General features: G+C 62.4%; 20 protein-coding genes. 11 read left to right on the forward strand and 9 right to left on the reverse strand.

What is annotated here, in order from left to right; translation table 11 throughout:
- The first annotated feature begins 71 nt into the window (after positions 1-71).
- From ACQ5BM_RS12740 to ACQ5BM_RS12760, 5 genes are all read left to right on the forward strand, one after another.
- Complete coding sequence (locus ACQ5BM_RS12740; RefSeq protein WP_334198150.1) at positions 72-1,229, forward strand: Gfo/Idh/MocA family protein; 1,158 nt, start codon at positions 72-74, stop codon at positions 1,227-1,229.
- Positions 1,230-1,242: 13 nt separating this feature from the next.
- Entirely contained in the window at positions 1,243-2,127 is an 885-nt protein-coding gene (locus ACQ5BM_RS12745) for a carbohydrate ABC transporter permease (RefSeq protein WP_429811423.1), read from the forward strand.
- A complete protein-coding gene (locus tag ACQ5BM_RS12750; protein ID WP_429811425.1) occupies positions 2,124-2,981 on the forward strand; it encodes a carbohydrate ABC transporter permease in 858 nt (285 codons plus the stop codon). The genes ACQ5BM_RS12745 and ACQ5BM_RS12750 overlap by 4 nt, the downstream gene beginning before the upstream one ends.
- A 38-nt stretch (positions 2,982-3,019) precedes the next feature.
- Positions 3,020-4,249, forward strand: a complete 1,230-nt coding sequence (locus ACQ5BM_RS12755; protein ID WP_429811427.1) for an ABC transporter substrate-binding protein — start codon at positions 3,020-3,022, stop codon at positions 4,247-4,249.
- A 102-nt stretch (positions 4,250-4,351) separates the two neighbouring features.
- Positions 4,352-5,485 (forward strand): ABC transporter ATP-binding protein, encoded by a 1,134-nt coding sequence (locus ACQ5BM_RS12760; protein ID WP_429811429.1) that lies wholly within the window; start codon positions 4,352-4,354, stop codon positions 5,483-5,485.
- A gap of 126 nt (positions 5,486-5,611) precedes the next feature.
- Here ACQ5BM_RS12760 and ACQ5BM_RS12765 read toward each other — a convergent pair whose 3' ends face one another.
- Positions 5,612-7,087, reverse strand: coding sequence for a M81 family metallopeptidase (locus tag ACQ5BM_RS12765; protein ID WP_429811431.1), 1,476 nt, complete (start codon positions 7,085-7,087; stop codon positions 5,612-5,614).
- 29 nt (positions 7,088-7,116) lie between these two features.
- Positions 7,117-7,608: a hypothetical protein gene (locus tag ACQ5BM_RS12770; RefSeq protein ID WP_429812024.1), complete on the reverse strand. Its 492-nt coding sequence runs from the start codon at positions 7,606-7,608 to the stop codon at positions 7,117-7,119.
- Between the two features lie 114 nt (positions 7,609-7,722).
- On the opposite strand from ACQ5BM_RS12770, the gene ACQ5BM_RS12775 reads away from it, so the two are divergent.
- The 6 genes from ACQ5BM_RS12775 to ACQ5BM_RS12800 all read left to right on the forward strand — a co-directional run bounded on the left by ACQ5BM_RS12775 (position 7,723) and on the right by ACQ5BM_RS12800 (position 14,658).
- A complete protein-coding gene (locus ACQ5BM_RS12775) occupies positions 7,723-8,112 on the forward strand; it encodes a RidA family protein (RefSeq protein ID WP_104665256.1) in 390 nt (129 codons plus the stop codon).
- Between the two features lie 87 nt (positions 8,113-8,199).
- The gene (locus tag ACQ5BM_RS12780; protein WP_057249162.1) at positions 8,200-9,063 is read left to right on the forward strand and encodes a MurR/RpiR family transcriptional regulator; all 864 of its coding nucleotides are present in this window, start codon (positions 8,200-8,202) and stop codon (positions 9,061-9,063) included.
- 21 nt (positions 9,064-9,084) lie between these two features.
- Complete coding sequence (locus ACQ5BM_RS12785; protein WP_429811434.1) at positions 9,085-9,861, forward strand: SDR family oxidoreductase; 777 nt, start codon at positions 9,085-9,087, stop codon at positions 9,859-9,861.
- 22 nt (positions 9,862-9,883) lie between these two features.
- Complete coding sequence (locus ACQ5BM_RS12790; RefSeq protein ID WP_429811436.1) at positions 9,884-11,803, forward strand: beta-N-acetylhexosaminidase; 1,920 nt, start codon at positions 9,884-9,886, stop codon at positions 11,801-11,803.
- Positions 11,804-11,814: 11 nt separating this feature from the next.
- On the forward strand, positions 11,815-13,257 hold the full coding sequence (locus tag ACQ5BM_RS12795; protein ID WP_429811438.1) for a M81 family metallopeptidase: 1,443 nt from the start codon (positions 11,815-11,817) through the stop codon (positions 13,255-13,257).
- Between the two features lie 183 nt (positions 13,258-13,440).
- The gene (locus ACQ5BM_RS12800) at positions 13,441-14,658 is read left to right on the forward strand and encodes an MFS transporter (protein ID WP_429811440.1); all 1,218 of its coding nucleotides are present in this window, start codon (positions 13,441-13,443) and stop codon (positions 14,656-14,658) included.
- 4 nt (positions 14,659-14,662) lie between these two features.
- On the opposite strand, the gene ACQ5BM_RS12805 is transcribed toward ACQ5BM_RS12800, so the two are convergent.
- The 7 genes from ACQ5BM_RS12805 to ACQ5BM_RS12835 all read right to left on the reverse strand — a co-directional run bounded on the left by ACQ5BM_RS12805 (position 14,663) and on the right by ACQ5BM_RS12835 (position 22,861).
- On the reverse strand, positions 14,663-15,301 hold the full coding sequence (locus ACQ5BM_RS12805; RefSeq protein WP_429811442.1) for a hypothetical protein: 639 nt from the start codon (positions 15,299-15,301) through the stop codon (positions 14,663-14,665).
- A gap of 268 nt (positions 15,302-15,569) precedes the next feature.
- Positions 15,570-17,243 carry a urocanate hydratase gene (gene hutU, locus ACQ5BM_RS12810; protein WP_429812026.1) on the reverse strand — a complete coding sequence of 558 codons (1,674 nt, stop codon included), beginning with the start codon at positions 17,241-17,243 and terminating at the stop codon, positions 15,570-15,572.
- Positions 17,244-17,245: 2 nt separating this feature from the next.
- Positions 17,246-18,064: an N-formylglutamate deformylase gene (gene hutG, locus ACQ5BM_RS12815; RefSeq protein ID WP_429811444.1), complete on the reverse strand. Its 819-nt coding sequence runs from the start codon at positions 18,062-18,064 to the stop codon at positions 17,246-17,248.
- A 1-nt stretch (position 18,065) separates the two neighbouring features.
- Positions 18,066-19,601, reverse strand: coding sequence for a histidine ammonia-lyase (gene hutH / locus ACQ5BM_RS12820; protein WP_429811446.1), 1,536 nt, complete (start codon positions 19,599-19,601; stop codon positions 18,066-18,068).
- Positions 19,598-20,842 (reverse strand): imidazolonepropionase, encoded by a 1,245-nt coding sequence (hutI, locus tag ACQ5BM_RS12825; RefSeq protein ID WP_429811448.1) that lies wholly within the window; start codon positions 20,840-20,842, stop codon positions 19,598-19,600. The genes hutH and hutI overlap by 4 nt, the downstream gene beginning before the upstream one ends.
- 298 nt (positions 20,843-21,140) lie before the next feature.
- Positions 21,141-21,725 carry a phosphonate metabolism protein/1,5-bisphosphokinase (PRPP-forming) PhnN gene (phnN, locus tag ACQ5BM_RS12830; protein ID WP_429811450.1) on the reverse strand — a complete coding sequence of 195 codons (585 nt, stop codon included), beginning with the start codon at positions 21,723-21,725 and terminating at the stop codon, positions 21,141-21,143.
- Positions 21,722-22,861 carry an alpha-D-ribose 1-methylphosphonate 5-triphosphate diphosphatase gene (locus tag ACQ5BM_RS12835; protein WP_429811452.1) on the reverse strand — a complete coding sequence of 380 codons (1,140 nt, stop codon included), beginning with the start codon at positions 22,859-22,861 and terminating at the stop codon, positions 21,722-21,724. Before ACQ5BM_RS12835 ends, phnN begins: the two co-directional genes overlap by 4 nt.

Genomic DNA, 22,861 nt, shown 5'->3' on the forward strand with positions numbered 1-22,861 from the left:
TGACGCCCTGAAAAAACTGTCTCAGTCTGCGAAAATAAATTACGCCAAAAGGGCAGGGGAACAGGACGAGCATGAAAGTCGGCATCATCGGACTCGGATTCCGTTTGGGTTATCTCGGCTATGTCTTCAAGGCTATGGACGAGAACTTCGAGATCGCCGGTTACGTCGATCCGAACCCGGCTGGTTTGTCCACACTCACCGAAAAAGGCATCTCGGCCGGCAAGGCCTATGCGACGCCTGAAGAGCTGATCGCCAACGAGAAACTCGATCTGTTGATGATCGGCTCGCCCAACCACATGCATCTCGACCATATCCGGATTGGGCTTGAAGCGGGTCTCAAGGTTTTCAGCGAAAAGCCGATTGTGACGACGATCCAGGAGAGCCTGGAACTCGCCGCGCTGATGGCGAAATTCGGTCATGAGCGACTGATGGTCGGTCTCGTTCTGCGCTACGCGCCGATGTATCGCGACCTGCGGGCGGCGCTTGCCGAAGGCAAGCTCGGCCAGGTTGTCTCGATTGAGGCGGCCGAACATATCGAGCCCTATCACGGCGCCTTCTTCATGCGCGACTGGCGCCGCTACGAGCGCTACTCCGGCAGCTTCATGCTGGAGAAGTGCTGCCACGACCTCGACCTCTACAATGGTGTTGTCGGCGCGCGGCCGGAACGGGTGGCAAGCTTCGGCGGCCGCAAGAGCTTCATTCCCGCCAACGATCCGGCGCGCGAAGGCATCAACGATCTCGAACTCTTCCATCGCAAGCCGAGCGGCTGGATGGGCTCCGACAAGGTTTTCGACAGCGACGGCGACATCATCGACTATCAGGTGGCGATCGTCGAATATGCCAATGGCGTCGGCATGAACTTCCACACCAATCTCAACGTTCCGGATCAGTTCCGCCGGTTCTGCATCATGGGATCGCGCGGCATGGCCGAGGGCGATTTCATCCGCGGCTATTTCGACGTCCACGAGATGCTGACCGGCAAGAAGGTCATCGAGAACAAATACGCCGCCACCGAACTGTCGCAGCACTACGGTGCCGACGAGCAGATGGCGACCGACATCATCGGCCACGTCCGCGACGGCCGACCACTGCCGGTTTCGACGCTCGACGCGCTTGAAGCCGGCATCCTGGCCCTTTCGATGGACGAGGCGCGGCGCAAGAAGAGTGTCATCGACCTCCGGCCCATATGGGACCGTTTCGACGAAGCCCTGCATTCCCGCGCGGCGTAAGGGGAGGCGAGGGATGAGTGTTCAACGCAGCACGGTCATCTTCGCCTGGATCCTGCTTCTTCCCGCTGTTCTCTACGTCACGGTGATCGTCGCCTATCCGTTGGTCGATACCTTCATCCTGTCGTTCACGGACGCGTCGCTGAAGAAGACGACGAACTGGGTCGGCTGGACCAACTACGACAAGATCTTCAACGAGACCTTTGCGGAGGTCATCTTCCGGACCTTCGTCTGGACCTTCTTCTCGGTCTCGATCAAGATGATCATCGGCGTCTTCGGCGCGACGATGTTGAACGCGGCCGTGCCGGGACGTGCGCTCTTCCGCCTGCTCACCATGCCGCCATGGATCGTGCCGATGGCCATCGGCATCTTCATGTGGGGCTGGATGTACAACGGCCAGTTCGGCATGATCTCCGGTGTCCTGCAGAACTGGGGCTTGAGCAACGGGCCGATCGCCTTCCTCGCACACGGGTCGACCGCCTTCTGGGCGACGATCATAACCGACGTATGGATCGGCGTGCCGCTGGTGACGCTTTACATGCTGGCGGCGATGCAGGCGATCCCGCAGGATCTCTACGAGGCTGCATGGACCGACGGGGCGGGGCGCTTCTACCGCTTCCGCCGCATCACCCTGCCGCTGCTCATCCCGTCGCTCATCACCATGTCGATGCTGTCGCTGATCGCGACCTTCAACTCCTTCGACATCATCTGGATCCTCACCCAGGGCGGCCCCAACGGTGAAACGACGACGATGATCATCGATACCTACCGCACCGCCATCGGATCGAAGAAATACGGGGAAGGGGCGGCGCGCGCGGTGCTGATCTGCATCTTCCTGTCGATCTTCTGCTTCGCCTATTTCCGGGTCACCAGCCGTCTTGCCGCGGGGGAACAGAAATGAGCCAGCCTGCCATGATCAACCGCTACCGCTGGTACGAGCTCGTTGGCATCTATGTCGGCATCTTCGTCTTCCTGTGCTTTATCCTGGCGCCGTTCTTCGAAGGGTTTCTGGTATCGCTGAAGCCGCTTGGGCTGCTGTTCTCGTCGCCCTATCGCTTCTGGCCGGAAAATGGCTCGTTTGCCGCCTACGTCACCATGTGGGAGAGCGTGCCGGGCTTCGCCCGTTACATCTTCAATTCCTTCTTCATCTCCACCATCGTGACGGCGATCGTGCTGGTACTGGTGATCCCGGCGGCCTATGCCTTCGCTCGCTTCAATTTCCGCGGCAGCGGGCTGCTGCTGGGTGCGTTCCTCGCGGTCAACATGTTTTCCGGCGCCGTGCTGCTCATTCCGCTTTTCCGGCTGATGCGCACCTTCGGCGTGCTCAATACCTATCTGGCGATGATCGTGCCGGGCGTCGCCTTCCTGATCCCGTCGGCGATCTGGCTCCTGCGCACCTATATGATGCGCATCCCGCGCGAACTGGACGAGGCAGCCTTCGTTGATGGCGCCAGCCACTTCTACACGCTGCGGCGGGTGATCCTGCCGATTGCGATGCCGGGCATCACCGTCGTGGCGATCACCACCTTCATCGGAGCCTATGCCCAGCAATTCATCTATGCGCTGACCTTCAATTCCAAGAGTGAATACATGCCGCTGCCGGTCGGGCTCTTCGCCTATTTCGGTCGTCAGGAGGTCGTCTGGAACGAACTCATGGCCGCAAGCTTCGTCGGCATCGCACCGGCCGTCGTCGTGATCTTCCTCTTACAACGGTATCTCGTCAGCGGGCTGACCGCAGGCGCGGTGAAACAATAAGACTTAAGTCAACCACCAGAGAACGGGAGCATAAAAACGTGTCTATTCAATTCAAGACAGGGGTACTCGCCCTGGCGCTGCTCGGCTCGACCGCGCTTGGTGCCGTCACCGCGAAAGCGGCCGACCAGGAGATCAGCTGGATCTACTGCGGCGACACCATGGATAAGGTCCACGAGAAATACATCAAGCAGTGGGAAGAGAAAAATCCGGGCTGGAAGGTCACGCCGGAAGTTGTCGGCTGGGCCCAGTGCCAGGACAAGGCCACGACGCTTGCCGCCGCCGGCACGCCGGTCGCGATGGCCTATGTCGGCTCGCGCACGCTGAAGGAATTCGCCCAGAACGACCTCATCGTTCCCGTTCCGATGACGGACGAGGAGAAGAAGACCTACTACCCGAACATCGTCGATACCGTCACCTTCGACAACAACCAGTGGGGCGTTCCGATCGCATTTTCGACCAAGGCGCTCTACTGGAACAAGGACCTGTTCAAGCAGGCCGGCCTCGATCCGGAAAAGCCGCCGAAGACCTGGGCTGAAGAAATCGAATACGCCAAGACGATCAAGGAAAAGACGGGCATCGCCGGTTATGGCCTTCCGGCCAAGACCTTCGACAACACCATGCACCAGTTCATGCACTGGGTTTACACCAACAACGGCAAGGTGATCGACGGCGACAAGATCGTCGTCGACAGCCCGGAAGTGCTGGCGGCACTCCAGGCCTACAAGGACATCACGCCCTATTCTGTCGAAGGCGCGACCGCCTATGAACAGAACGAAATCCGCGCGATCTTCCTCGACGGCAAGGTCGGCATGATCCAGGCGGGTTCGGGTGCCGCGACGCGCCTGAAGGAAACCAAGGTCAACTGGGGTGTCGCACCGCTGCCGCTCGGCCCTTCTGCCAAGGGCGAGGGCACGCTGCTGATCACCGACAGCCTGGCGATCTTCAAGGGTTCGGGCGTCGAAGAAAAGGCGATCGAGTTCGCCAAGTTCATCACCTCGCCCGGTCCGCAGGGTGAGTATGAGCTGCAGGGCGGCGCCGGCCTGACGCCGCTGCGCCCGTCGCCGATGGTCGATGAATTCGTCAAGAAGGATCCCTATTGGAAGCCGTTCATCGACGGCATCACCTATGGTGGTCCCGAGCCGCTCTTCACCGATTACAAGGGCTTCCAGAACGTCATCATCGAGATGGTCCAGTCGGTCGTGACCGGCAAGGCCGAACCGGCCGACGCGCTCAAGAAGGCGGCCGGCGACCTTGAAGAGTTCAAGTAAGGCCATTGGGCCGCGAGCTTTGCTCCTTATTGCAGGGTTCGCGGCCCTTACTTCCTTCTGCTATAAATGAGCCGCTTCTCGCCGGTGGCCGGAGACAGTTTCTTGGGACAGCTCAATCTCAATCGGGTTCAGAAATTCTACGGGACTTTCGAGGTGCTGAAAGGCATCGATCTCGAAGTCAAGAACGGTGAGTTCGTCGTTTTCGTCGGACCTTCCGGTTGCGGCAAGTCGACCTTGCTCAGGATGATAGCCGGTCTCGACGAGACCAGCTCAGGGGACATCCTGATCGAGGGCAAGCGCGTCAACGACCTGCCGCCAGTCAAGCGCGGAATCGCCATGGTCTTCCAGTCCTACGCGCTCTATCCGCACATGACCGTCTTCGAGAACATCGCCTTTCCGCTTCGCGTGGAAAAAATGGCCGAAGAGAAGTTGAAGGCGAAGGTGGAGCACGCCGCGCGCATCCTGCACCTCGACCAGCGACTGCAGCAGAAGCCCGGCATGTTGTCCGGCGGCCAGCGCCAGCGTGTCGCGATCGGACGGGCGATCGTGCGCGAGCCGAAGATCTTCCTCTTCGACGAGCCGTTGTCGAACCTTGACGCCGCCCTTAGGGCGGACATGCGCATCGAACTGGCGAAACTGCACCGGCAGTTGCAGGCAACGATGATCTACGTCACGCACGACCAGGTCGAGGCGATGACGATGGCGGACCGGATCGTCGTTCTCAATGCCGGGCAGATCGCCCAGACGGGCGCACCGCTCGAGCTTTATCACAAGCCTGCCAATACCTTCGTTGCCGGCTTCATCGGCAATCCGAAGATGAACTTCCTTCCCGTTAGCTGCAAAGGCGTCAGTGATGCCGGCGTCGAGGTCGACTACAAGGGGCAGACGGCGGTCATTCCCGTCGCCCCACAAGGCGGCCTCGTCGGCCGGACGCTGACGCTCGGGGTTCGCCCCGAACACATCACGCTCGGGCCCGGAGATCTGACCCTCAAGATTACGCCGACGGTGATCGAGCGTCTCGGCGCCCATACGGTCGCCTATGCGGCGATTGGCGGCGAAGGCGAAAACTTCTGCGCCATGTTGCCGGGCACGGCGGCGATCCGGCCGGAAGAGACGATCCAGACCGGTATCCAGGTTGCCGATTGCCATCTCTTCGATGAAGCGGGCATCGCACTCGAACGCCGCGTCGAATTGACCGACATCGACATGGGCGTGCTCGATCCTGCGGCCGCTTGACGGCAACGTTCAGAACAAAGAAAGGGACCGCCAGCTTTCGCAAGCCGGCGGTCCCTTTTTACCAGGTGTGCTGAACCCGTCCGAGAAGTGCCAGTGTGGGTGAGACTGCGGCGCGTGTCGAGCGGTTCAGACTGCACTCTTTTGCGCAGCGTGCGGGTTGTCGACCTTCGGCCAGATATCCTTGCGGGCGCGCTTGTAGTCGGTGCGCGCCGGGTTGTTCGGATAGGGAGTGCCGGCCGAACAATAAAGGATCTCGGACGCGATCTTCGAGAACGAGGCGTAGAAGTGGTTGGTCGACTTGATGACCAGGATCTTCTTCGTGGTCGGATCGATGCCCATCACCGAGAAGAGGCTTGGATCGAAGCTCTGTGCCCGGGTCGAGTTGAGGATGATGTCGATGCCGTTGAAGAGGATGTGAGCGGCGTCGCCGAACGGCGCGAAACTCTCGCCGAAGCGCATCTCGGCGTCCCGCACCAGTTTGACAACCTTGACCGTGCCGTCGACCGGATTGCCAGTTCCGGGGGCTGACTTGGCGCCAAAGCGCAACGGGATCTCGGCGCCTTCGCCGGCCGCCATGCAGATCTGCACGGCCATAGGATCCCAGATCGTTCCGACCGCAACGTCGGCTGCGCCATGCCTCAGCAGTTCTTCGAGCAACACCGTCGCGTCACCAGCCGTACCGCCGCCCGGATTGTCCCAGACATCCGCGATCACCACTGGTCCAGCGGCCGCGGCAAGCGCCTGGCTGACGGCCTGTTTCTCGTCGATCTGCGGCATGATAAAGGTGCCGCGCTTCGAGAAGAGCTCGAGCCCCAGCTCCCGCGCGATGCTTGCGCCCTTTTCCGCCTTGCCGTTGGTGACGGCGATCAGCTTGGTGCCCATCTCGGGAACGTCGCCCGCCATGAAGCCATGGACGACCGAGAGCGAGAGCACATCCGCGTCTTCTCTTTCGATCCGCATCAGCTTGTCGACGAAGGACCGCATCGGCTCGCGCGACGTCGGGTAGACGTCGATCATCCGGCAGTCGAACACCGACATGACAGGCGTGACGCGGCCTTCGAGCGTATCGACCACGATGCGCCAAAGGTCCTCGGCGCGGTCGACGAAGTCGGTGTGCGGAAACTCCTTGAAGAACACGAAGAAGTTCGAGGCTGCGGCGCGCTTGGCCGTCAGGTGGCTGTGGGGATCGAGCTCGGCGCAGACGAGAATGTCGGGCCCGACGATCGCGCGGACGCGCGCCAGCAGGTCACCCTCGGTATCCTCGTATCCGGCAGCGACCATCGCGCCGTGCAGGCCGAGTACAACGGCGTCGACCGGCATGGCCGCGCGCAGTTGATCGAGGATCTCGTCGCGCAGGCCCTCATAGGTTTCGCGGTTGACGAGGCCTGCCGGATCCGCCCAGGTGGCGGTGCCTTCGATCAGTTCCCAGCCTTTGTCCGCGGCGACGCGACGGCCAACCGTGATGGGCGCGGTGCAAAGCGTCGGGGTCTCCGGATGCTTACCGGGTGGTGCATAGAGCGAGGCTTCGAAGGCCCGGCGGTCGATGCAGATCGGGGAGAAGGTGTTGGTCTCGGTCGCAAGCGCCGCTGTGAAGATCCGCAATGCCTTTGCCTTTTCTGTCGCGTCGCTCTTTAGGCCGGACCCATCGGGTTCGGCAGGTAGCCGGTGAAGCCGGCGATCTTCCAGCGTCCCTGATGCAGGCGGCAGTAGTAGACCGTCTGCCATTTCAGGATGTCGACGCTGCCATCCGTCTTCTTCAGGCTGCCATCGAACTTCTTGCGTGCCAGCGCTTGGTCGCCGTTGATCTCGATGTCTTCGAGCGTCGTCGTGGTGAAAATGGCGGTGCGCGGATCCTCGGCAAAGCTCTGGCCGGCGAAGTCTTCCGCCTGGCGCAGCCACTCGTCGCGATAGGCGGCGAGCGAGGGGAAGGTCAGCCGCCAATTATCGGGATTGGTCTCCCGGCGGCCGTCGATGCCGATGAAGCTCTCCTCGACGAAGTCGTCCGCGACCATCGACCAGTCGGCCGCGAGAAAGGCGTCGATATCGCGAGAGACGAGCATCTCCCAGATCGAATGGCGTGCAGTGTCGGAGGAGGGGAATGGATTGAGGAAAGGATCCCGCATATTCGCGCCCTGGATTGAAATTCTTTTCATGAATGGTGTTTTTCACTAGCCAAATTCAGCTTTCTATGGTCACTTGTCAACGATCAAAGAAAATAATTTGCAAGAAGGCTCATGATGACGATCAAGCGCTATGGTGCGGAGCAGGTCGGCGCTGGCGGTAAACCCTTGCCCTTCGCACGCGCGGTGGAGGCGGACGGCTGGCTTTATGTATCCGGCCAGGTTGCGATGGAAAACGGCGAGATCATCGAGGGGGGGATTATCCCGCAAACCCACAAGACGATCGCCAACGTGCTGGCCATCCTGACCGAAGCCGGCTACGGTCCGGAACATGTGGTTCGTTGCGGCGTCTGGCTCGACGACCCGCGTGATTTCTGGACTTTCAACAAGATCTACCAGGAGTATTTCGGTGCTCATCCTCCGGCACGGGCCTGCGTCCAGTCGTCGATGATGGTCGATTGCAAGGTCGAGATCGACTGCGTCGCCTACAAGCCGAAGGAAGGCTGATCTTGGAGCGGGATGAGGAAAACTGCATGCGGTTTTCCGCTCGCATCCCGTTCCCATTCGTGATCCGAAGCAAGGCATAAGCGGGCGATGGACATCTTCGCGACACTGCAGGAAGAAAAAGGGCGGCTCTCCCAATCGGAAAACCGCATTGCCGACATTCTCCTGAATGACTTCGAGTTTGCGGTGAACGCCTCCATCATCGAATTGGCGAGCAAGGCGGACGTCTCTCCGCCGACCGTTACCCGCTTCTGTCGCCGGCTTGGCTGCGACAGCTTTTCAGACTTCAAGGTCCAGCTCGCCCGCACAGCCTATATCGGCATGCGCTACCTGAAGCCCGAGCCGAAGAGCCGCGAGACTGGCGATGTCGCCCAGGACATCATCACCAAGTCGCAGAACGCGCTGTTTTTGCTGCACCGCTCGCTGGATCTCGCGGCGATCGAGCAGGCGGTCGAGCGGATCGCCGCGGCGGAAATGATCTACGCCTTTGGTTCCGGCGGCAATTCCTCGATGATTGCCGGCGAGCTGCAAAACCGGCTGTTTCGCTACGGCCTGCGCATCACGTCGAGTTCAGACCACAGCATGCAACTGATGATGACGGCGGCCGCCCGGCCGACCGACGTGCTCATCGGTTCGTCCTTCTCCGGTCGCAACGCCGAGCTCGTGCGCGCCTTCACGCTCGCACGCGAGCTGAAAGTGCCGACCATCGCGCTGACACAGAGCGGCAGCCCGGTCGCGGCCGCCGCCAGCATCACCGTTCCGGTCGATCTGCCCGAGGGCAACAACATCTACCGTCCCACCTCCACCCGCATCGCCTACCTGGCGCTGCTCGATATCCTCTCCAGCCTCGTTGCCTATCGGGTGCAGCCCCAGGCGACGACCACACTTCGGCGCATCAAGCAGCAGCTCGTGACGCACCGCGACGGTGACGATCGCCAGCTTCTCGGAGACTGACGTGCCGCGAAAGGTCAGCGCATGACACAGTCCCTCGCGATCGTAACCGGCGCAGCCGGCGATATCGGCCGCGCTATCGCGCGCAAGCTTTCCGATGATCATGACGTGATCCTGCTCGTCGATATCGATGCAGGCGCTGCCGAACGGGCTGCGCGTGCGCTCGGCGATGACAAACGCTTCGTGGCGACGGCTTGCGACGTGACCGACACGACGAGCGTTGCGGCGATGGCCGCGACGGCAGCGGAGAGGGGAGCCGTTCGCACGCTCGTCAACAATGCGGGTGCTGCCCGCGCCGTCAGCCTGCATGATACGACGCCGGAGATCTGGCGCATGGACAACGCGCTGAACCTCGAAGCCGCGTTCCTGTGCTTTCGTGCCGTCGAGGACATGTTGAAAAAGACCGGCGGATCGGTGGTCAACATCGCTTCGGTCAACGGCATGAACGTCTTCGGCCACCCGGCCTACAGCGCCGCAAAAGCCGGCCTCCTGCATCTGACGCGCCTTATCGCGGTAGAATACGGCAAGTTTGGCATCCGCTCGAACGCTGTTGCCCCCGGCACGGTGCGCACCCAGGCCTGGGAGGCGAGGGCGGCGGCAAACCCCGATGTCTTCGAGGAGGCACGTCGCTGGTATCCGCTGCAGCGCATCGTCAACCCCGACGATGTCGCCAACGCCGTCCATTTCCTGGCGGGGCCACTCGCCGCGGCCGTTACGGGCGTCTGCCTGCCTGTCGATTGCGGTCTTACCGCCGGTCAGGCGGAGCTGGCGCGCACGTTTTCGCAATCAAGCCATTACTGACATTGCATTTGGGAGGAAGAAGATGCACCCGGTTTCCTATCGTCTCGAGGCGTCCTGGCAGCCGGATGGCGGCCCGTTTGGCCGGTTCACCTTCACGCTGTTCAACGTCTCCGGTGCGCCACTTTCCGGCTTCAGGATCGTCTATACGTCGCTGACCCGCGTCATCGATCCCGAGGCCTGCGACAATGCCGTCTTCCTGCGCCGCAATGCCAATTTTCACGAGTTTGCGCCGCCTGAGGGGCTGACGATCGACAACGGCGAAAGCTGGACCTTCACCGTCAGCGGCCTGCATCGCAATGCGCGCCATTGCACTGATGGCGCCAAGTCCGCCTACCTGACGCTTGCCGACGGCCGACATGTGCCGGTCGCGGTATCGGATTTGCTTCTTGAAAACGCCGTCAGTGAGCCGCCGCCGGTTCGGCTGCCGGAAGGCAAACTCGATCAACCCTATGCGCTTCAGCCCTGGCCGGCGACGCTCGAGCTTCACGCCGGAACAGGTTTCCCGGTCGTTCTCTATCCGGCCACTGGGGCCGGGCAAGACGACATTGCAGCGCTTGATACCGTCCTGTCGCTTTTCCATCGCCTGTTTCCCGAGGCCCATGCACCCTTCAGCCTTGCTGCATCGCGGCATGGGCGGGCGATCGTCTTCATCGCGGATGCCGGTTTGGCGGCAGAGGCCTATCGCCTCGATTTCTCCGAAACCGACATCCGCCTGAACTACGGCGGCAGCGCCGGCCGCCAATACGGCCTGACGAGCCTTGCCCAGCTCCTGCACGGCGCGCGCAATCATCCCGGCAAGTTCCGCTTCCCGGCGAGCGGCGCGATCTCGGATGCACCGCGCTACGGTTGGCGCGGCTGTCATCTCGATGTCTCCCGACAATTCTACCCGACCGCGGACGTGGCGCGGCTGATCGATATCCTCGCCTGGTTCAAGCTCAACATCTTCCATTGGCATCTGACGGATGACGAGGCTTGGCGCCTGGAGATCAAGGCGTTCCCGGAGCTGACGACGCTCGGCGTTCTGCGTGGTCCGGATGAACCGCTCTTGCCGCAGCTCGGCAATGGTGCAGAGCCCGTGGGCGGCTTCTACAGCCAGGCGGACGTCAAGGCGATCGTCGCGCAGGCAACGTCGCTCCACATCGATGTCGTCCCGGAGATCGACATCCCCGGACACAGCACGGCGACGCTCGTCGCGCTGCCGGATCTGACCGATGGCCAAGAGGCGCCGGAGAGCTACCACTCGGTCCAGGGCTACCCGAACAATGCGCTCAATCCGGCCGTCGCCTTCACCTACGATTTCCTCGAGAAGGTTTTCGACGAGATGGTCGAGCTCTTCCCGAGCGCGTACATCCATATCGGCGGCGACGAAGTGGCAAACGGCTCGTGGCTTGCTTCGCCCCTTGCCAAGAAGCTGATGGAGCAGGAAGGCATTTCCGGTACCTTCGCGCTGCAGTCCTATTTCCTGAAGCGGGTGAAACAGATGCTGACGGCGCGTGGCCGCAAGCTCGCCGGCTGGAACGAGGTGGCGCATGGCGGCGGTGTCTCGACCGAAGGTACGCTACTGATGGCCTGGGAGCGACCGGAGGTCGGCATCGAGCTCGCGCGGGAGGGCTATGACGTGGTGATGACGCCCGGACAGGCCTATTATCTCGACATGGCGCAGGCCGATGCGTGGCAGGAGCCGGGTGCGAGCTGGGCTGGCACGGCCACCCCCGCCCACACCTATGGTTATGAGGCCGAAGGTGAGTTTCCTGAGGAGCTGAAGCCGCGCCTCAAAGGCGTCCAGGCTTGCATCTGGTGCGAGCACTTCCTCTCGCGCGGCTACTTCAACCGCTTGGTCTTCCCGCGGCTTCCGGCGATCGCCGAGGCGGCCTGGACACCCAAGTCGGCGAAGGATTGGCTGCGCTTCGCGGCAATCGCGCCGCTCAGCCCGAACCTCTGAGAGGAAAACCCATGCGCATCGCCGTTGGTGGCATCCACACCGAGTGCAGTACCTATTCACCGGTTCTGATGACGGAAGACGACTTCCGTGTCCTGCGCGGGCAGGCGCTGCTGGACGCAGACTATTTCAGCTTCATGAAAGCCGAAGGCGTCGAGCATCTGCCGCTCTTGCATGCGCGCGCCGTGCCGGGCGGACCCGTATCGCGCCCGACCTATGAGGCGTTCAAGGCGGAGTTCCTCGAAAAGCTCAACGAAGCTCTGCCGATCGACGGCCTCTATCTCGCCATGCATGGAGCGATCAAGGTCGACGGCATGGACGATGCCGAGGGCGACTGGATCTCGGCCGCCCGCGCCGTCGTCGGCCCCGATTGCCCGATCGCGGCGAGCTATGACCTGCACGGCAATGTCAGCCAGAAGATCATCGATCAGCTCGACATCTTCGCCGCCTACCGCACCGCGCCGCATATCGATACGCCCGAAACCATGGCCCGTGCCTGGTCAATGCTCGTCTCGGCGCAAAAAAACGGAACGCGGCCGGGTATCGCCTGGGCGCCGGTTCCGGTGTTGCTGCCCGGCGAATGCACCTCGACCGAGGACGAGCCGGCGAAGTCGCTTTATGCCCAGCTGTCAGAGATCGACAAGCGGCGGGGGATCCTCGACGCGAACCTGATGGTCGGTTACGTCTGGGCCGATGAGCCGCGGGCTACCGCCTGCGCAGTCGTCACCGCGACGGATAGGGCCGCGGCCAAGCAAACGGTCGAAGAGATCGCCGCCGGCTACTGGGCGGAGCGTCGGAACTTCCGCTTCGGTCCGGTGACGGGACCGCTCGACGAGATGCTCGACATCGCCGGGCGGGCGACGACAACGCCGATAATCCTTGCCGACTCCGGCGACAACCCGACCGGCGGCGGCGTCGGCGACCGCGCCGATGTTCTGAAGGCGCTGCTGGCACGCAACTGGCGCGGCGCCCTGATCGCCGGCATCACCGACCGGCCCGCTGTCGAGGCGTGTTTCGACGCGGGTGTCGGCAAAACGCTGATGCTCAAGATCGGCGGAAGCCTCGACCCGGCAAGCCCAAGCGCCGAGATGCTGGTGGAGGTCGTCAAGCTCGACGATCCAGGCGCTAAGAGGGAGCGGCAGGCGGTGGTGCGCGTCGGTGAGATCGATATCGTCATTGCCGCGCGCCGCAGACCCTATCACGATATCGAGGACTTCCGTCTGCTGGGGCTCGATCCCCAGGCGGTGCGGTTGCTGGTCGTCAAGTCGGGTTACCTGTCGCCGGAGCTGGCGCCGATCGCCAACCCCAATCTGATGGCCTTGACCGAGGGCGTCGTCAATCAGGGCATCGCCGGCCTGGCAAGCCTCCGCCGCCCGCGGCCGGCCTACCCCTTCGATCAGGACTTCGCCTTCGAGCCGGCTGCGCGGTTCTCGGCCCGCTGGTCGAGCGACGATTGAGGTCGCGCTGTCCGCATTATTCCTACCTGAGTCTTGGGTAGGCTTTGCGCTGCAGCGTCGCGCGTCTTTGGGAGACGCGCTAAGGTCGCAGCGATACTTCAAGTTGCCGCACAATTCCTTGGATAGATACCGATTTAAGGAATTGTGCAGCGCCCTCCACCCGCTTCGCGGACACGTTCTGGCATGACTTCCACCATTCTCAGCGCCATGCGCAACCCGGCCATGCGGATCAGCATGCTCGCAATCTTCCTGTTCGGTTTTGCGGGGGCAGCAACCTCGCCCTACCAGTCGGTCGTCGGCATCAACGAACTGGGGCTCAGCGACGCCGTCTATTCGTTGCTGATCCTCGTTGCCTCGACGGTCAATGTCATTGTCAGCGTTTCGATCGGCATCCTCGCCGATCGCGTCGGCAACTACCGGGTGCTGATGTCGACGGCGATCCTCTTCGGCGTCGTCGGCTACGGCATCGTCTATGCGCTACCGAACCAGATGAGTTTCGTCATCAGCGTCCTTTTGCTGCTGCCGATCTACGGCTCACTCTATACGCTTCTCTTCGCCAATGTGCGCAGCATCGCACGGCGGATGAGCGGGCATGATGCGGCATCACTGACGACGGGCGCACGTGCGGCCATCTCGCTTGCCTGGGTGCTGGTGCCGGGACTGGTGGGCTTTGCGCTGGCGGGCGGAGAGAGCATGTTGCCTGCCTATCTGCTTGCCTGTCTTGGCTGCACCGTCAATCTGTTGATCGTCTTCTTTTCGCTCCCCAACGAGGGCGGCGTCGACCCGTCACTCGGCAAGCGGCTGTCCTACTGGACATCGTTCCGAGAAATCCTGACGCCGCGCATTTTTCTGCGGGTGATTGCCGTTGCGACGATCACGTCAACGTTGCATGTCAATGCGGCGGTGCTGCCTCTCATCATGACCGACGAAATCGGCGGAAGCGTCACTGATATCGGCATTATCGTCGGTATCGTCGCTTTCCTGGAAGTCGTCTTCATCTTCGTCTGGGTGCGCATTCAGTTGAACCTCGTCCCCTTCAAGGCGCTGGCGCTGGGGACGGCCATCTATATCGGCTACATGCTGCTACTCGGTTTTTCCGCCGCCACCTGGCAGATCTACGCACTCACCCTGGTCAGCGCCTTCGGCGCCGCCGCACTGATCACCATTCCGATCAGCTATCTTCAGGACCTGATCGCCGATCGGCCAGGACTGGGAAGCTCGCTGATCGCCGTGAATCTTTTCTTAAGCGGCGGGCTTTGTGCCGGGCTCTTTGCGCTTGGCACCCGGGTCAGCGACTATTCGGGCACGGCGTTGCTTGGCGGTGTAGCAGGATTTGCCGGGTTGGTGCTGCTGTTGGTGCTAGATGGCGATCGAACAGGAAAGAGGACAGTCCGCCGCTAACTGGCTAGTCCCAGGGCTCATCGACAAATTTGCACGTCAATTTTGTTTGGTTGTCTTGGAGACATCTCTTCTTTTGATCGATGAGGATCATAATCCTCGTGATGAAGCGCGAAAAATCGGCTTTGCTGGAGTTGAACGTGGCTATCCCCAGAGCGTGCGCCTGGGCCTGAGCCACGCAGGTCGCCAACTCCTGATCGGGGACGTCGCTGTTTGCAACGACGACGGCTCGGTCAAACCGTCCTTCCGCAGAATAGTTCACGGCCGAAGCGCAGTTTGCTGCACCAGTTGCTGCACTATCGTTCAGCAGCCTCTCATAGTAGGGGTCGAAGCCGAAATCTTCAATTTTGCTGACGTCGACCCGGCCATTCTGGACGACGTCGTTTCTGAAGATCACGCCGATGGTGTTTCTCCCGAGGCCCGGTTGGGCTCTCACCTCAATTCCGGCAGTGATGGCGAGCATTTGAATTGTTGAGAAGACGACGTCCCTCTTCTTGCTCTCCCCTTGGCTCATTCCTACGCCGATAAATTCCGGGAAGGCGGTAAAATGCCGCTCTCCGTTGCGAACAGGGCCGAAGAAGCTCACGTTCTGGGCGACCGAAGATGAAGCAATAAAGACGCTCGTCAGAAGCCCCGCGGTAAACATAAGATGCCTAATGGTTCTTCTCCTGTTTCTGCCCCAACACACGAAGCCTTCTCATAAGAAGTCAGCGCTCGCGTGAGCGAGAAGGATCTTCTGCAATGCGTCGCCAGCAATGCGATAGCATCTCCATTTTTCTAGCATCGCAATCAACAGCTGCAAGGCGCTGAGGCAAGGAAGACGGAGTCCTGGTACGTGTCTCATCAAAAAGTGATTGGGGCGCCTTTCGGCGCCCCAATCAGTATGTCCGTTGAGTATGTCGGTCGAGGGCGTATCAGTTGCCGAGAATGCCCGGCAGGCGCAGGCCCTTGTCCTTGGCGCAATCGAGAGCGATCTCATAACCCGCATCGGCATGGCGCATGACGCCGGTTGCTGGGTCGTTCCAGAGCACACGCTCCAGGCGCTTGGCCGCGTCATCGGTACCGTCAGCGCAGATGACGACGCCCGAATGCTGCGAGAAACCCATGCCGACGCCGCCGCCGTGATGCAGCGACACCCAAGTGGCGCCCGATGCGGTGTTGAGCAGGGCGTTGAGCAGCGGCCAGTCGGAGACGGCGTCCGAGCCGTCCTTCATCGCTTCGGTCTCGCGGTTGGGTGAGGCGACCGAGCCCGAGTCGAGATGGTCGCGGCCGATGACGACGGGAGCCTTCAGTTCGCCGTTCTTGACCATTTCGTTGAAGGCGAGGCCGAGGCGGTGGCGGTCGCCGAGGCCGACCCAGCAGATGCGTGCCGGCAGGCCCTGGAAGGAGATGCGCTCGCGCGCCATGTCCAGCCAGTTGTGCAGGTGCTTGTTGTCGGGCAGCAGTTCCTTGACCTTGGCGTCGGTCTTGTAGATGTCTTCCGGATCGCCTGACAGGGCCGCCCAGCGGAACGGACCGATGCCGCGGCAGAAGAGCGGACGGATATAGGCCGGGACGAAGCCCGGGAAGGCGAAGGCGTTCTCGAGGCCTTCTTCCTTGGCCATCTGGCGGATGTTGTTGCCGTAGTCGAAGGTCGGAATGCCCATGTCCTTAAAGGCGATCATGGCTTCGACATGATCGCGCATCGAAGCGCGCGCAGCCTTTTCGACCGCTTTCGGATCGCTGACGCGCTTTTCCTTCCATTGGCCCATCGTCCAGCCCTTCGGCAGATAGCCGTTGACCGGGTCGTGCGCCGAGGTCTGGTCGGTGACCATGTCGGGACGGATGCCGCGGCGGACCATTTCCGGCAGGATCTCGGCGGTATTGCCGAGCAGGCCGACGGACTTCGCTTCGCCATTCTTGGTCCAGCGGGCGATCATCTCCATCGCCTCGTCCAGTGTTTCGGCCTTCTCGTCGAGGTATCGGGTGCGCAGACGGAAATCGATCGAGTCCGGATTGCACTCGACGGCGAGGCACGAAGCGCCGGCCATGACGGCGGCGAGCGGCTGGGCGCCGCCCATGCCGCCGAGGCCGCCGGTCAGTACCCATTTGCCCTTAAGATTACCGCCATAGTGCTGGCGGCCAGCCTCCACGAAGGTCTCGTAGGTACCCTGAACGATGCCCTGTGTGCCGATATAGATCCAGGAGCCGGCGGTCATCTGGCCGTACATGGCGAGACCCTTCTTATCCAGCTCGTTGAAGTGATCCCAGGTCGCCCAATGCGGCACGAGGTTCGAGTTGGCGATCAGCACGCGCGGGGCGTCCTTGTGGGTGCGGAAGACGCCGACCGGCTTGCCGGACTGCACCATCAGCGTCTCATCGTCGTTCAGGTCCTTGAGTGTCTCGACGATCTTGTCGAAATCGGCCCAGGTGCGCGCCGCCCGGCCGATGCCGCCATAGACGACCAGTTCGTGCGGGTTTTCCGCAACGTTCGGGTCGAGGTTGTTCATCAGCATGCGCAGCGGCGCTTCGGTGAGCCAGCTCTTGGCATTGAGCGTCGTGCCCTGGGGGGCGCGCACGTCGCGAATGTTGTGGCGCGGATTGTTCATGGTCATGCCTCGCTCCCTGTCTGTGTCTTGAGGTCAAATGCGATGGTTTCGATGCGATTCAGGATGGCTTTCAGCGGCCCGCGCAGCCGCGCGCTACGGGCGGCGTCGAGCGCGAAAGGCGGCTCTTCTGCGGCGAGATGGGTCGATTGGGCGAGCTCCATCTGGATCGCATGCACGCCGGTTTCCGGCCGGCCATAGTGGCGAGTGGTCCATCCACCCTTGAAGCGGCCGTTGAGAATGCTGGTGTAACCCACTGCCGCAGCAGCGATATCGGCAGTCGTCTTCTCGATCTCGGGTGCGCAGGTCTTGCCCATGTCGGTGCCGATGTTGAGATCCGGCAGCTTTCCGTCGAAGAGGAACGGGATATGCGAGCGGATCGAGTGGCAGTCATAGAGCACGACCACGCCGTGGATTGCCTTGACACGTTCGATCTCGGCGGCGAGTGCCGCGTGATAGGGCGCGTGGAACGTCCGCAGGCGTTCGGCGATATCGGCTTCGGTTGGCGCCTCGCTATCCTTCCAGATCGGCTTGCCGTCGAAGTCCGTTTCCGGGATAAGGCCGGTCGTGTTCTGGCCGGGGTAGAGGCTGACGCCGGCGGGATCGCGGTTGGCGTCGATCACGTAGCGGTGGAAGGTGGCGCGAACGACGGTCACTTCCGGCAGCAGGCCATCATAGAGCTGGTGGATGTGCCAATCGGTATCGGCCAATATCCGGCCGTTGTCGTTGAGCCGATCCCAGATCGCACCCGGCACGTCCGTGCCCGTGTGCGGAAATCCGAGAATGACCGGGGAGTTTCCCCTTTTGACTTCGAAGACCGCCATCTCAGGCCTCCAGGCTGGGAAGGATGCCGGCGGAAACCGCAGCGTTCAGGCGACCGGAAGCGATGAGGTCGCCGGCAGCCTTGAGGTCGTTGGCCATGTAGCGATCTTCTTCGATCGTCGGCGAGACGGCGCGAAGTGCGGCGGCGGCCTTCTGAAGTTCCGGACTCGTCGTGAGCGGCGCGCGGAATTCAACGCCCTGGACCGCGGTGAGTGCTTCGATGCCGACGATCGAGAAGAGGTTCTCGGTCATCAGCAGCAGGCGGCGAGCACCATGGCAGGCCATGGAAACGTGATCTTCCTGGTTGGCCGACGTTGGTGTCGAGTCGACCGAGGCCGGATGCGAGAGCTGCTTGTTCTCCGACATCAGCGCGGCGGAGGTGACCTCGGCGATCATCAGGCCGGAGTTGAGGCCCGGTTTCTTGGCGAGGAAGGCCGGGAGGCCATAGGAGAGGGCAGGATCGACGAGCAGTGCGATGCGGCGCTGCGAGATCGCGCCGATCTCGCAGACAGCGAGCGCGATCTGGTCGGCAGCGAAGGCGACCGGTTCGGCGTGGAAGTTGCCGCCGGAGACAACGGAATTGTCCGAGAGCACCAGCGGATTGTCGGTGACAGCGTTGGCTTCGGTCTCGAGCGTGCGGGCAACGGAGCGCAAGAGATCGAGGCAAGCGCCATCGACCTGCGGCTGGCAACGAATGCAATAGGGATCCTGCACGCGCTCGTCGCCTTCGATATGGCTTTCGCGGATGGCCGAGCCGGCGAGAAGTGCACGCAGGGCTGCGGCCGTGTCGATCTGGCCACGATGGCCGCGCAGCGTGTGAATGTCGGGATGGAAGGGCGCGGAGGACCCCATCGCGGCATCGGTCGACATGGCGCCAGTGATCAGCGCGGCCTGCGCGGCGCGGTGGGCGCGGAAGAGGCCGGCGAGCGCCAGTGCGGTCGAGGTCTGGGTGCCGTTGATCAGCGCCAGGCCTTCCTTGGCGGCAAGCACGACAGGCGTCAGGCCCGCGGCGGAAAGCGCTTCGGCGCCCGGCATGCGACGTCCTTCGAAGAAGGCTTCGCCATGGCCCATCATGACCGCTGCCATATGGGCGAGCGGCGCGAGGTCGCCGGAGGCGCCGACCGATCCCTTTTCGGGAATGACGGGGATCACGCCCTTTTCGAGCATGGCTTCGATCAGCCGCACGAGTTCGAGGCGAACGCCGGAGGCGCCACGACCGAGCGAGACGAGCTTCAGCGACAGGATGAGGCGTACGACGTTTTCGGCAAGCGGCTCGCCGACGCCGCAGCAATGCGACAGGATCAGGTTGCGCTGCAGCGTCGCGACGTCGGCGCTGTCGATCTTGATCGAAGCCAGTTTGCCGAAGCCGGTGTTGATGCCATAGACCGGCGCGTTGCCGGCGACGATGTCGGCGATGCGGCGTGCGGCCTTCTCAATGCCGGCGTCAAAGGACGGGTCGAGACGGGCGGGTTCACCGGTCCAGTAGATGGTTTCGAGGTCACGAAGGGGCACGGAGCCCGGATGTAGAATAATGGTCATTGACCAGTCCTTTGCCCTCTGAAGATGCGTTCATGAAGCGGGTTGAAGCCGATGCGATAGACGAGCTCGGCGGGATCCTCGATGTTCCAGATCGCGAGATCGGCTGATTTGCCGACCTCGATCGTGCCGGTCTCAGCAAGCAGGCCCAAGGCGCGTGCGGCTTCGCGCGTCGCACCGGCAAGGCACTCGGCAACTGTCAGCCGGAAGAAGGTCGCCGACATGTTCATGGTGAGGAGCAGCGAGGTCAGCGGCGAGGTGCCGGGGTTGCAATCGGTGGCGATCGCGATATGCGCGCCGGCATCGCGCAGCGCCTGAACCGGCGGCAGGCGCTCTTCGCGCAGTGCATAGAAAGCGCCAGGCAGCAGCACCGCGACGGTCCCCGCCTTGGCAAGAGCTGCGGCACCTTCGGCGTCGAGATATTCCAGATGGTCGGACGAAAGCGCGCCGTAAGAAGCTGCAAGTCTGGCGCCGCCAAGATTGGAGAGCTGCTCGGCATGGAGCTTCACCGGCAGGCCGAGCGCCCTGGCGCGGTCGAAGACCCGGGCGATTTCCGCGGTCGAAAAGGCAATGCCCTCGCAGAAGCCGTCGACAGCGTCGACCAGCCCTTCGGCGTGGGCCGCGTCGAGCCCGGGCAGGACCACGTCGGAAATATAGTCGCCGTTGCGGCCCTTGTAGTCGGCCGGTGTCGCATGGGCGGCGAGGTAGCTGGTGACGATACGCACCGGACGGAGTGTTTCGAGCTTGCGGGCCGCGCGCAGCATGTTGAGCTCGGCAGCCACGTTAAGCCCGTAACCGGACTTGATTTCGACGGTCGAGACACCTTCGGAAAGAAGCGTGTCGAGGCGTGGCAGGGCGCTGCCGACCAGTTGATCCACCGTCAGCGCATTGGTCGCCTTCACCGAGGAAACAATGCCGCCGCCGGCGCGCGCGATCTCCTCATAGGTCGCGCCTTCGAGCCGCATCTGGAATTCGCGGGCGCGGTTGCCGCCGTGCACGAGATGGGTGTGGCAATCGATGAGGGCGGGCGTCATGACGCGCCCCTTGCAGTCGGTGGCCTCGAGGCTGCGCGCGAAGTCTGCGGAAAGATCACGCTCCGCACCGGCATAGACGATACGACCGTCGACGACCGCAACGGCGGCATCCTCGATGACGTCAAGCCCGTCGACGTTTTCGCGGAGTGTCACGAGACGCACGTTGCGCCAGATGCCGGATGCCTGCTTGCGGGTCGAGAGTTGGTTCATGAGGTCGCCTCCACTGGATATAATGTATATACATATTAATTCGCTCCACAAGAGGAAAATTGGCAGCCTGGAGGAAAAGGAAAGGGCGATCGGGTCGCCGAAGAGCGATGAGACATCTGAGCAGATCGCTTTAGAAATCTGATTTCTTAGGAATTTTTGGCCGGCGTCGGGTTTCATGGACGCAAAAAAGAAAGGCCCCGAAACCTTAAGATTCGAGACCGCCGTTTATGTCTATAGGAAAGGATGAGCGCGAGCGTCTTCGCGAGCCGAAGCCCTGCTGGGGCAAAAATGGACCACGCTAAGCGGCGTGATCCGCCTTGATGCGCAGCCGCTCCACGACCTCGACGAAGCGGTTGCCGGCGACCTCGAGCCTGCCGCTATTGTCGATGACGCTGACACCGGGCCCGGACGTGACGTCGGGGACCTGGCGGCTGAGCCGCCGCAGCACCTCTTCCTCGCTCTCGCGGCCGCGCTCGGCAAGACGTTTCGCGAGCACCGGCGTTTCCGCCGTGATGACCACGACCGCGATCTCTCCGAAGGCTTCCCGGAACGCAGGCAAGGCGTGACGGCTGCCGTTGACGATCGCCGTCATGCCGTTTCTGACGTTCTGGAGCACCGCGGAGGGGATGCCGTATTTCAGTCCATGCGCGTCCCAGGAGACGGCGAAGGCGCCGTCCTTCTGCATGCCGACGAATTCGTCTTCCGAGACGCTTTCATGCACCTCGCTACCGGCGTCCGAAGGGCGCGTGATGACGCGGCGAACGAAGTGCACGTCGTGACAGTCGGCAAAGTGCCGGGCGGCAAAGCCCATGACGCTGTCCTTGCCGGCGCCGCTCGGTCCGACGACGACGACGAGCGCGCCACGCTGTTCGCGCGCGCTCATGCGACACGCCGCCCTTCGCGCCAGACGGAGCGCACGACCGGAATGCCTTCCTTGCGGTGGACGCGGGCGACATCGGCACGCAGGCCGACCGCGACGCGGCCGCGGTCGTTAAGACCGACGGTGCGTGCCGGCGTCGAAGTCACCATCGCGATTGCCTTCGGCAGGTCGATCGCCGCGATCTCGTCGGAGAGGACAAAGGGGGCATGGATCAGGCTGAAAGGCACATAGTCCGACGACAGCACGTCGAGGACACCACGCTCTGCAAGGTCGCGTGCGGCGATGTTGCCCGAGTGCGACTTGCCGCGCACGATGTTCGGTGCGCCCATGAGCACGCTCAAGCCCGCGCGGTGCGAGGCTTCCGCCGCTTCGAAGCTCGTCGGGAATTCGGCAAGCTTGATGCCGAAGCCGATCGATTCCTCGACATGGTCGACGGTTGCGTCGTCATGGCTGGCGATGGTGATGCCGCGGGCGGCGCAGGCCTGGGCAAGCGCGGTACGGTGCGGGCCGGCGTATTTTGCCGAAAGCGCCTGCTGACGTTCGACAAAACGGGCGAATTCTTCGTCCGAGAGGCCGCGCTTGGATTTGTAGTAGAGCGTGTACTGGTCCATCGTCTGGAACTGGCGCTGACCGGGCGCGTGGTCCATCAGCGAGACGAGCTTGACCTGCGGATCGTTCTGGAAGTCCTCGTAGTGGTCGAGCACGTCGGAGGTGGACACTTCGCAGCGCAGATGGATCAGGTGATCGGCGCGCAACCGGCCTTCTTCCTTCGCCTGCGCCAGGGCATCGGCCATGCTGCGCATCTCGCCCTTCTGGAAGCCGCCGTCTTCGTCGGAACCGAGACGCAGGCAGTCGAACACCGTGGTAATGCCGGAGGTGACGACCTGTGCGTCATGCGCCTGAATCGCTGCGATCTTCAGCCAGCGTACGCCCGGGCGCGGCGAATAGTGGGCTTCGAGGTGATCGGTGTGCAGTTCAATGAGGCCGGGGATCAGATAGTCGCCTTCGAAGTCCTCGCCGCCGGTAACCGTTCCCTTGGAAATATCGGCAATCTTGCCGTCGCGGATCAGCACCGAACCGTCGAGGACACTATCCTCCAGAACGATGCGGGCATTGGTTAGAACCTGTTCTTTGCTCAT

This window comes from Ensifer sp. B1-9 (assembly GCF_050474445.1).
Lineage (GTDB): Bacteria > Pseudomonadota > Alphaproteobacteria > Rhizobiales > Rhizobiaceae > Ensifer.

Bases quoted from the DNA above. Each gene is read 5' to 3' on its own strand.
- hutH (WP_429811446.1), bottom strand. From the start codon at position 19,601: ATGACCATTATTCTACATCCGGGCTCCGTGCCCCTTCGTGACCTCGAA.
- ACQ5BM_RS12780 (WP_057249162.1), top strand. From the start codon at position 8,200: ATGGACATCTTCGCGACACTGCAGGAAGAAAAAGGGCGGCTCTCCCAA.
- ACQ5BM_RS12785 (WP_429811434.1), top strand. From the start codon at position 9,085: ATGACACAGTCCCTCGCGATCGTAACCGGCGCAGCCGGCGATATCGGC.
- hutU (WP_429812026.1), bottom strand. From the start codon at position 17,243: ATGAACAATCCGCGCCACAACATTCGCGACGTGCGCGCCCCCCAGGGC.
- ACQ5BM_RS12775 (WP_104665256.1), top strand. From the start codon at position 7,723: ATGACGATCAAGCGCTATGGTGCGGAGCAGGTCGGCGCTGGCGGTAAA.
- ACQ5BM_RS12750 (WP_429811425.1), top strand. From the start codon at position 2,124: ATGAGCCAGCCTGCCATGATCAACCGCTACCGCTGGTACGAGCTCGTT.
- ACQ5BM_RS12800 (WP_429811440.1), top strand. From the start codon at position 13,441: ATGACTTCCACCATTCTCAGCGCCATGCGCAACCCGGCCATGCGGATC.
- ACQ5BM_RS12790 (WP_429811436.1), top strand. From the start codon at position 9,884: ATGCACCCGGTTTCCTATCGTCTCGAGGCGTCCTGGCAGCCGGATGGC.
- ACQ5BM_RS12745 (WP_429811423.1), top strand. From the start codon at position 1,243: ATGAGTGTTCAACGCAGCACGGTCATCTTCGCCTGGATCCTGCTTCTT.
- ACQ5BM_RS12795 (WP_429811438.1), top strand. From the start codon at position 11,815: ATGCGCATCGCCGTTGGTGGCATCCACACCGAGTGCAGTACCTATTCA.
- ACQ5BM_RS12740 (WP_334198150.1), top strand. From the start codon at position 72: ATGAAAGTCGGCATCATCGGACTCGGATTCCGTTTGGGTTATCTCGGC.
- phnN (WP_429811450.1), bottom strand. From the start codon at position 21,725: ATGAGCGCGCGCGAACAGCGTGGCGCGCTCGTCGTCGTCGTCGGACCG.
- ACQ5BM_RS12835 (WP_429811452.1), bottom strand. From the start codon at position 22,861: ATGAGCAAAGAACAGGTTCTAACCAATGCCCGCATCGTTCTGGAGGAT.
- hutG (WP_429811444.1), bottom strand. From the start codon at position 18,064: ATGGCGGTCTTCGAAGTCAAAAGGGGAAACTCCCCGGTCATTCTCGGA.
- hutI (WP_429811448.1), bottom strand. From the start codon at position 20,842: ATGAACCAACTCTCGACCCGCAAGCAGGCATCCGGCATCTGGCGCAAC.
- ACQ5BM_RS12805 (WP_429811442.1), bottom strand. From the start codon at position 15,301: ATGTTTACCGCGGGGCTTCTGACGAGCGTCTTTATTGCTTCATCTTCG.
- ACQ5BM_RS12770 (WP_429812024.1), bottom strand. From the start codon at position 7,608: ATGCGGGATCCTTTCCTCAATCCATTCCCCTCCTCCGACACTGCACGC.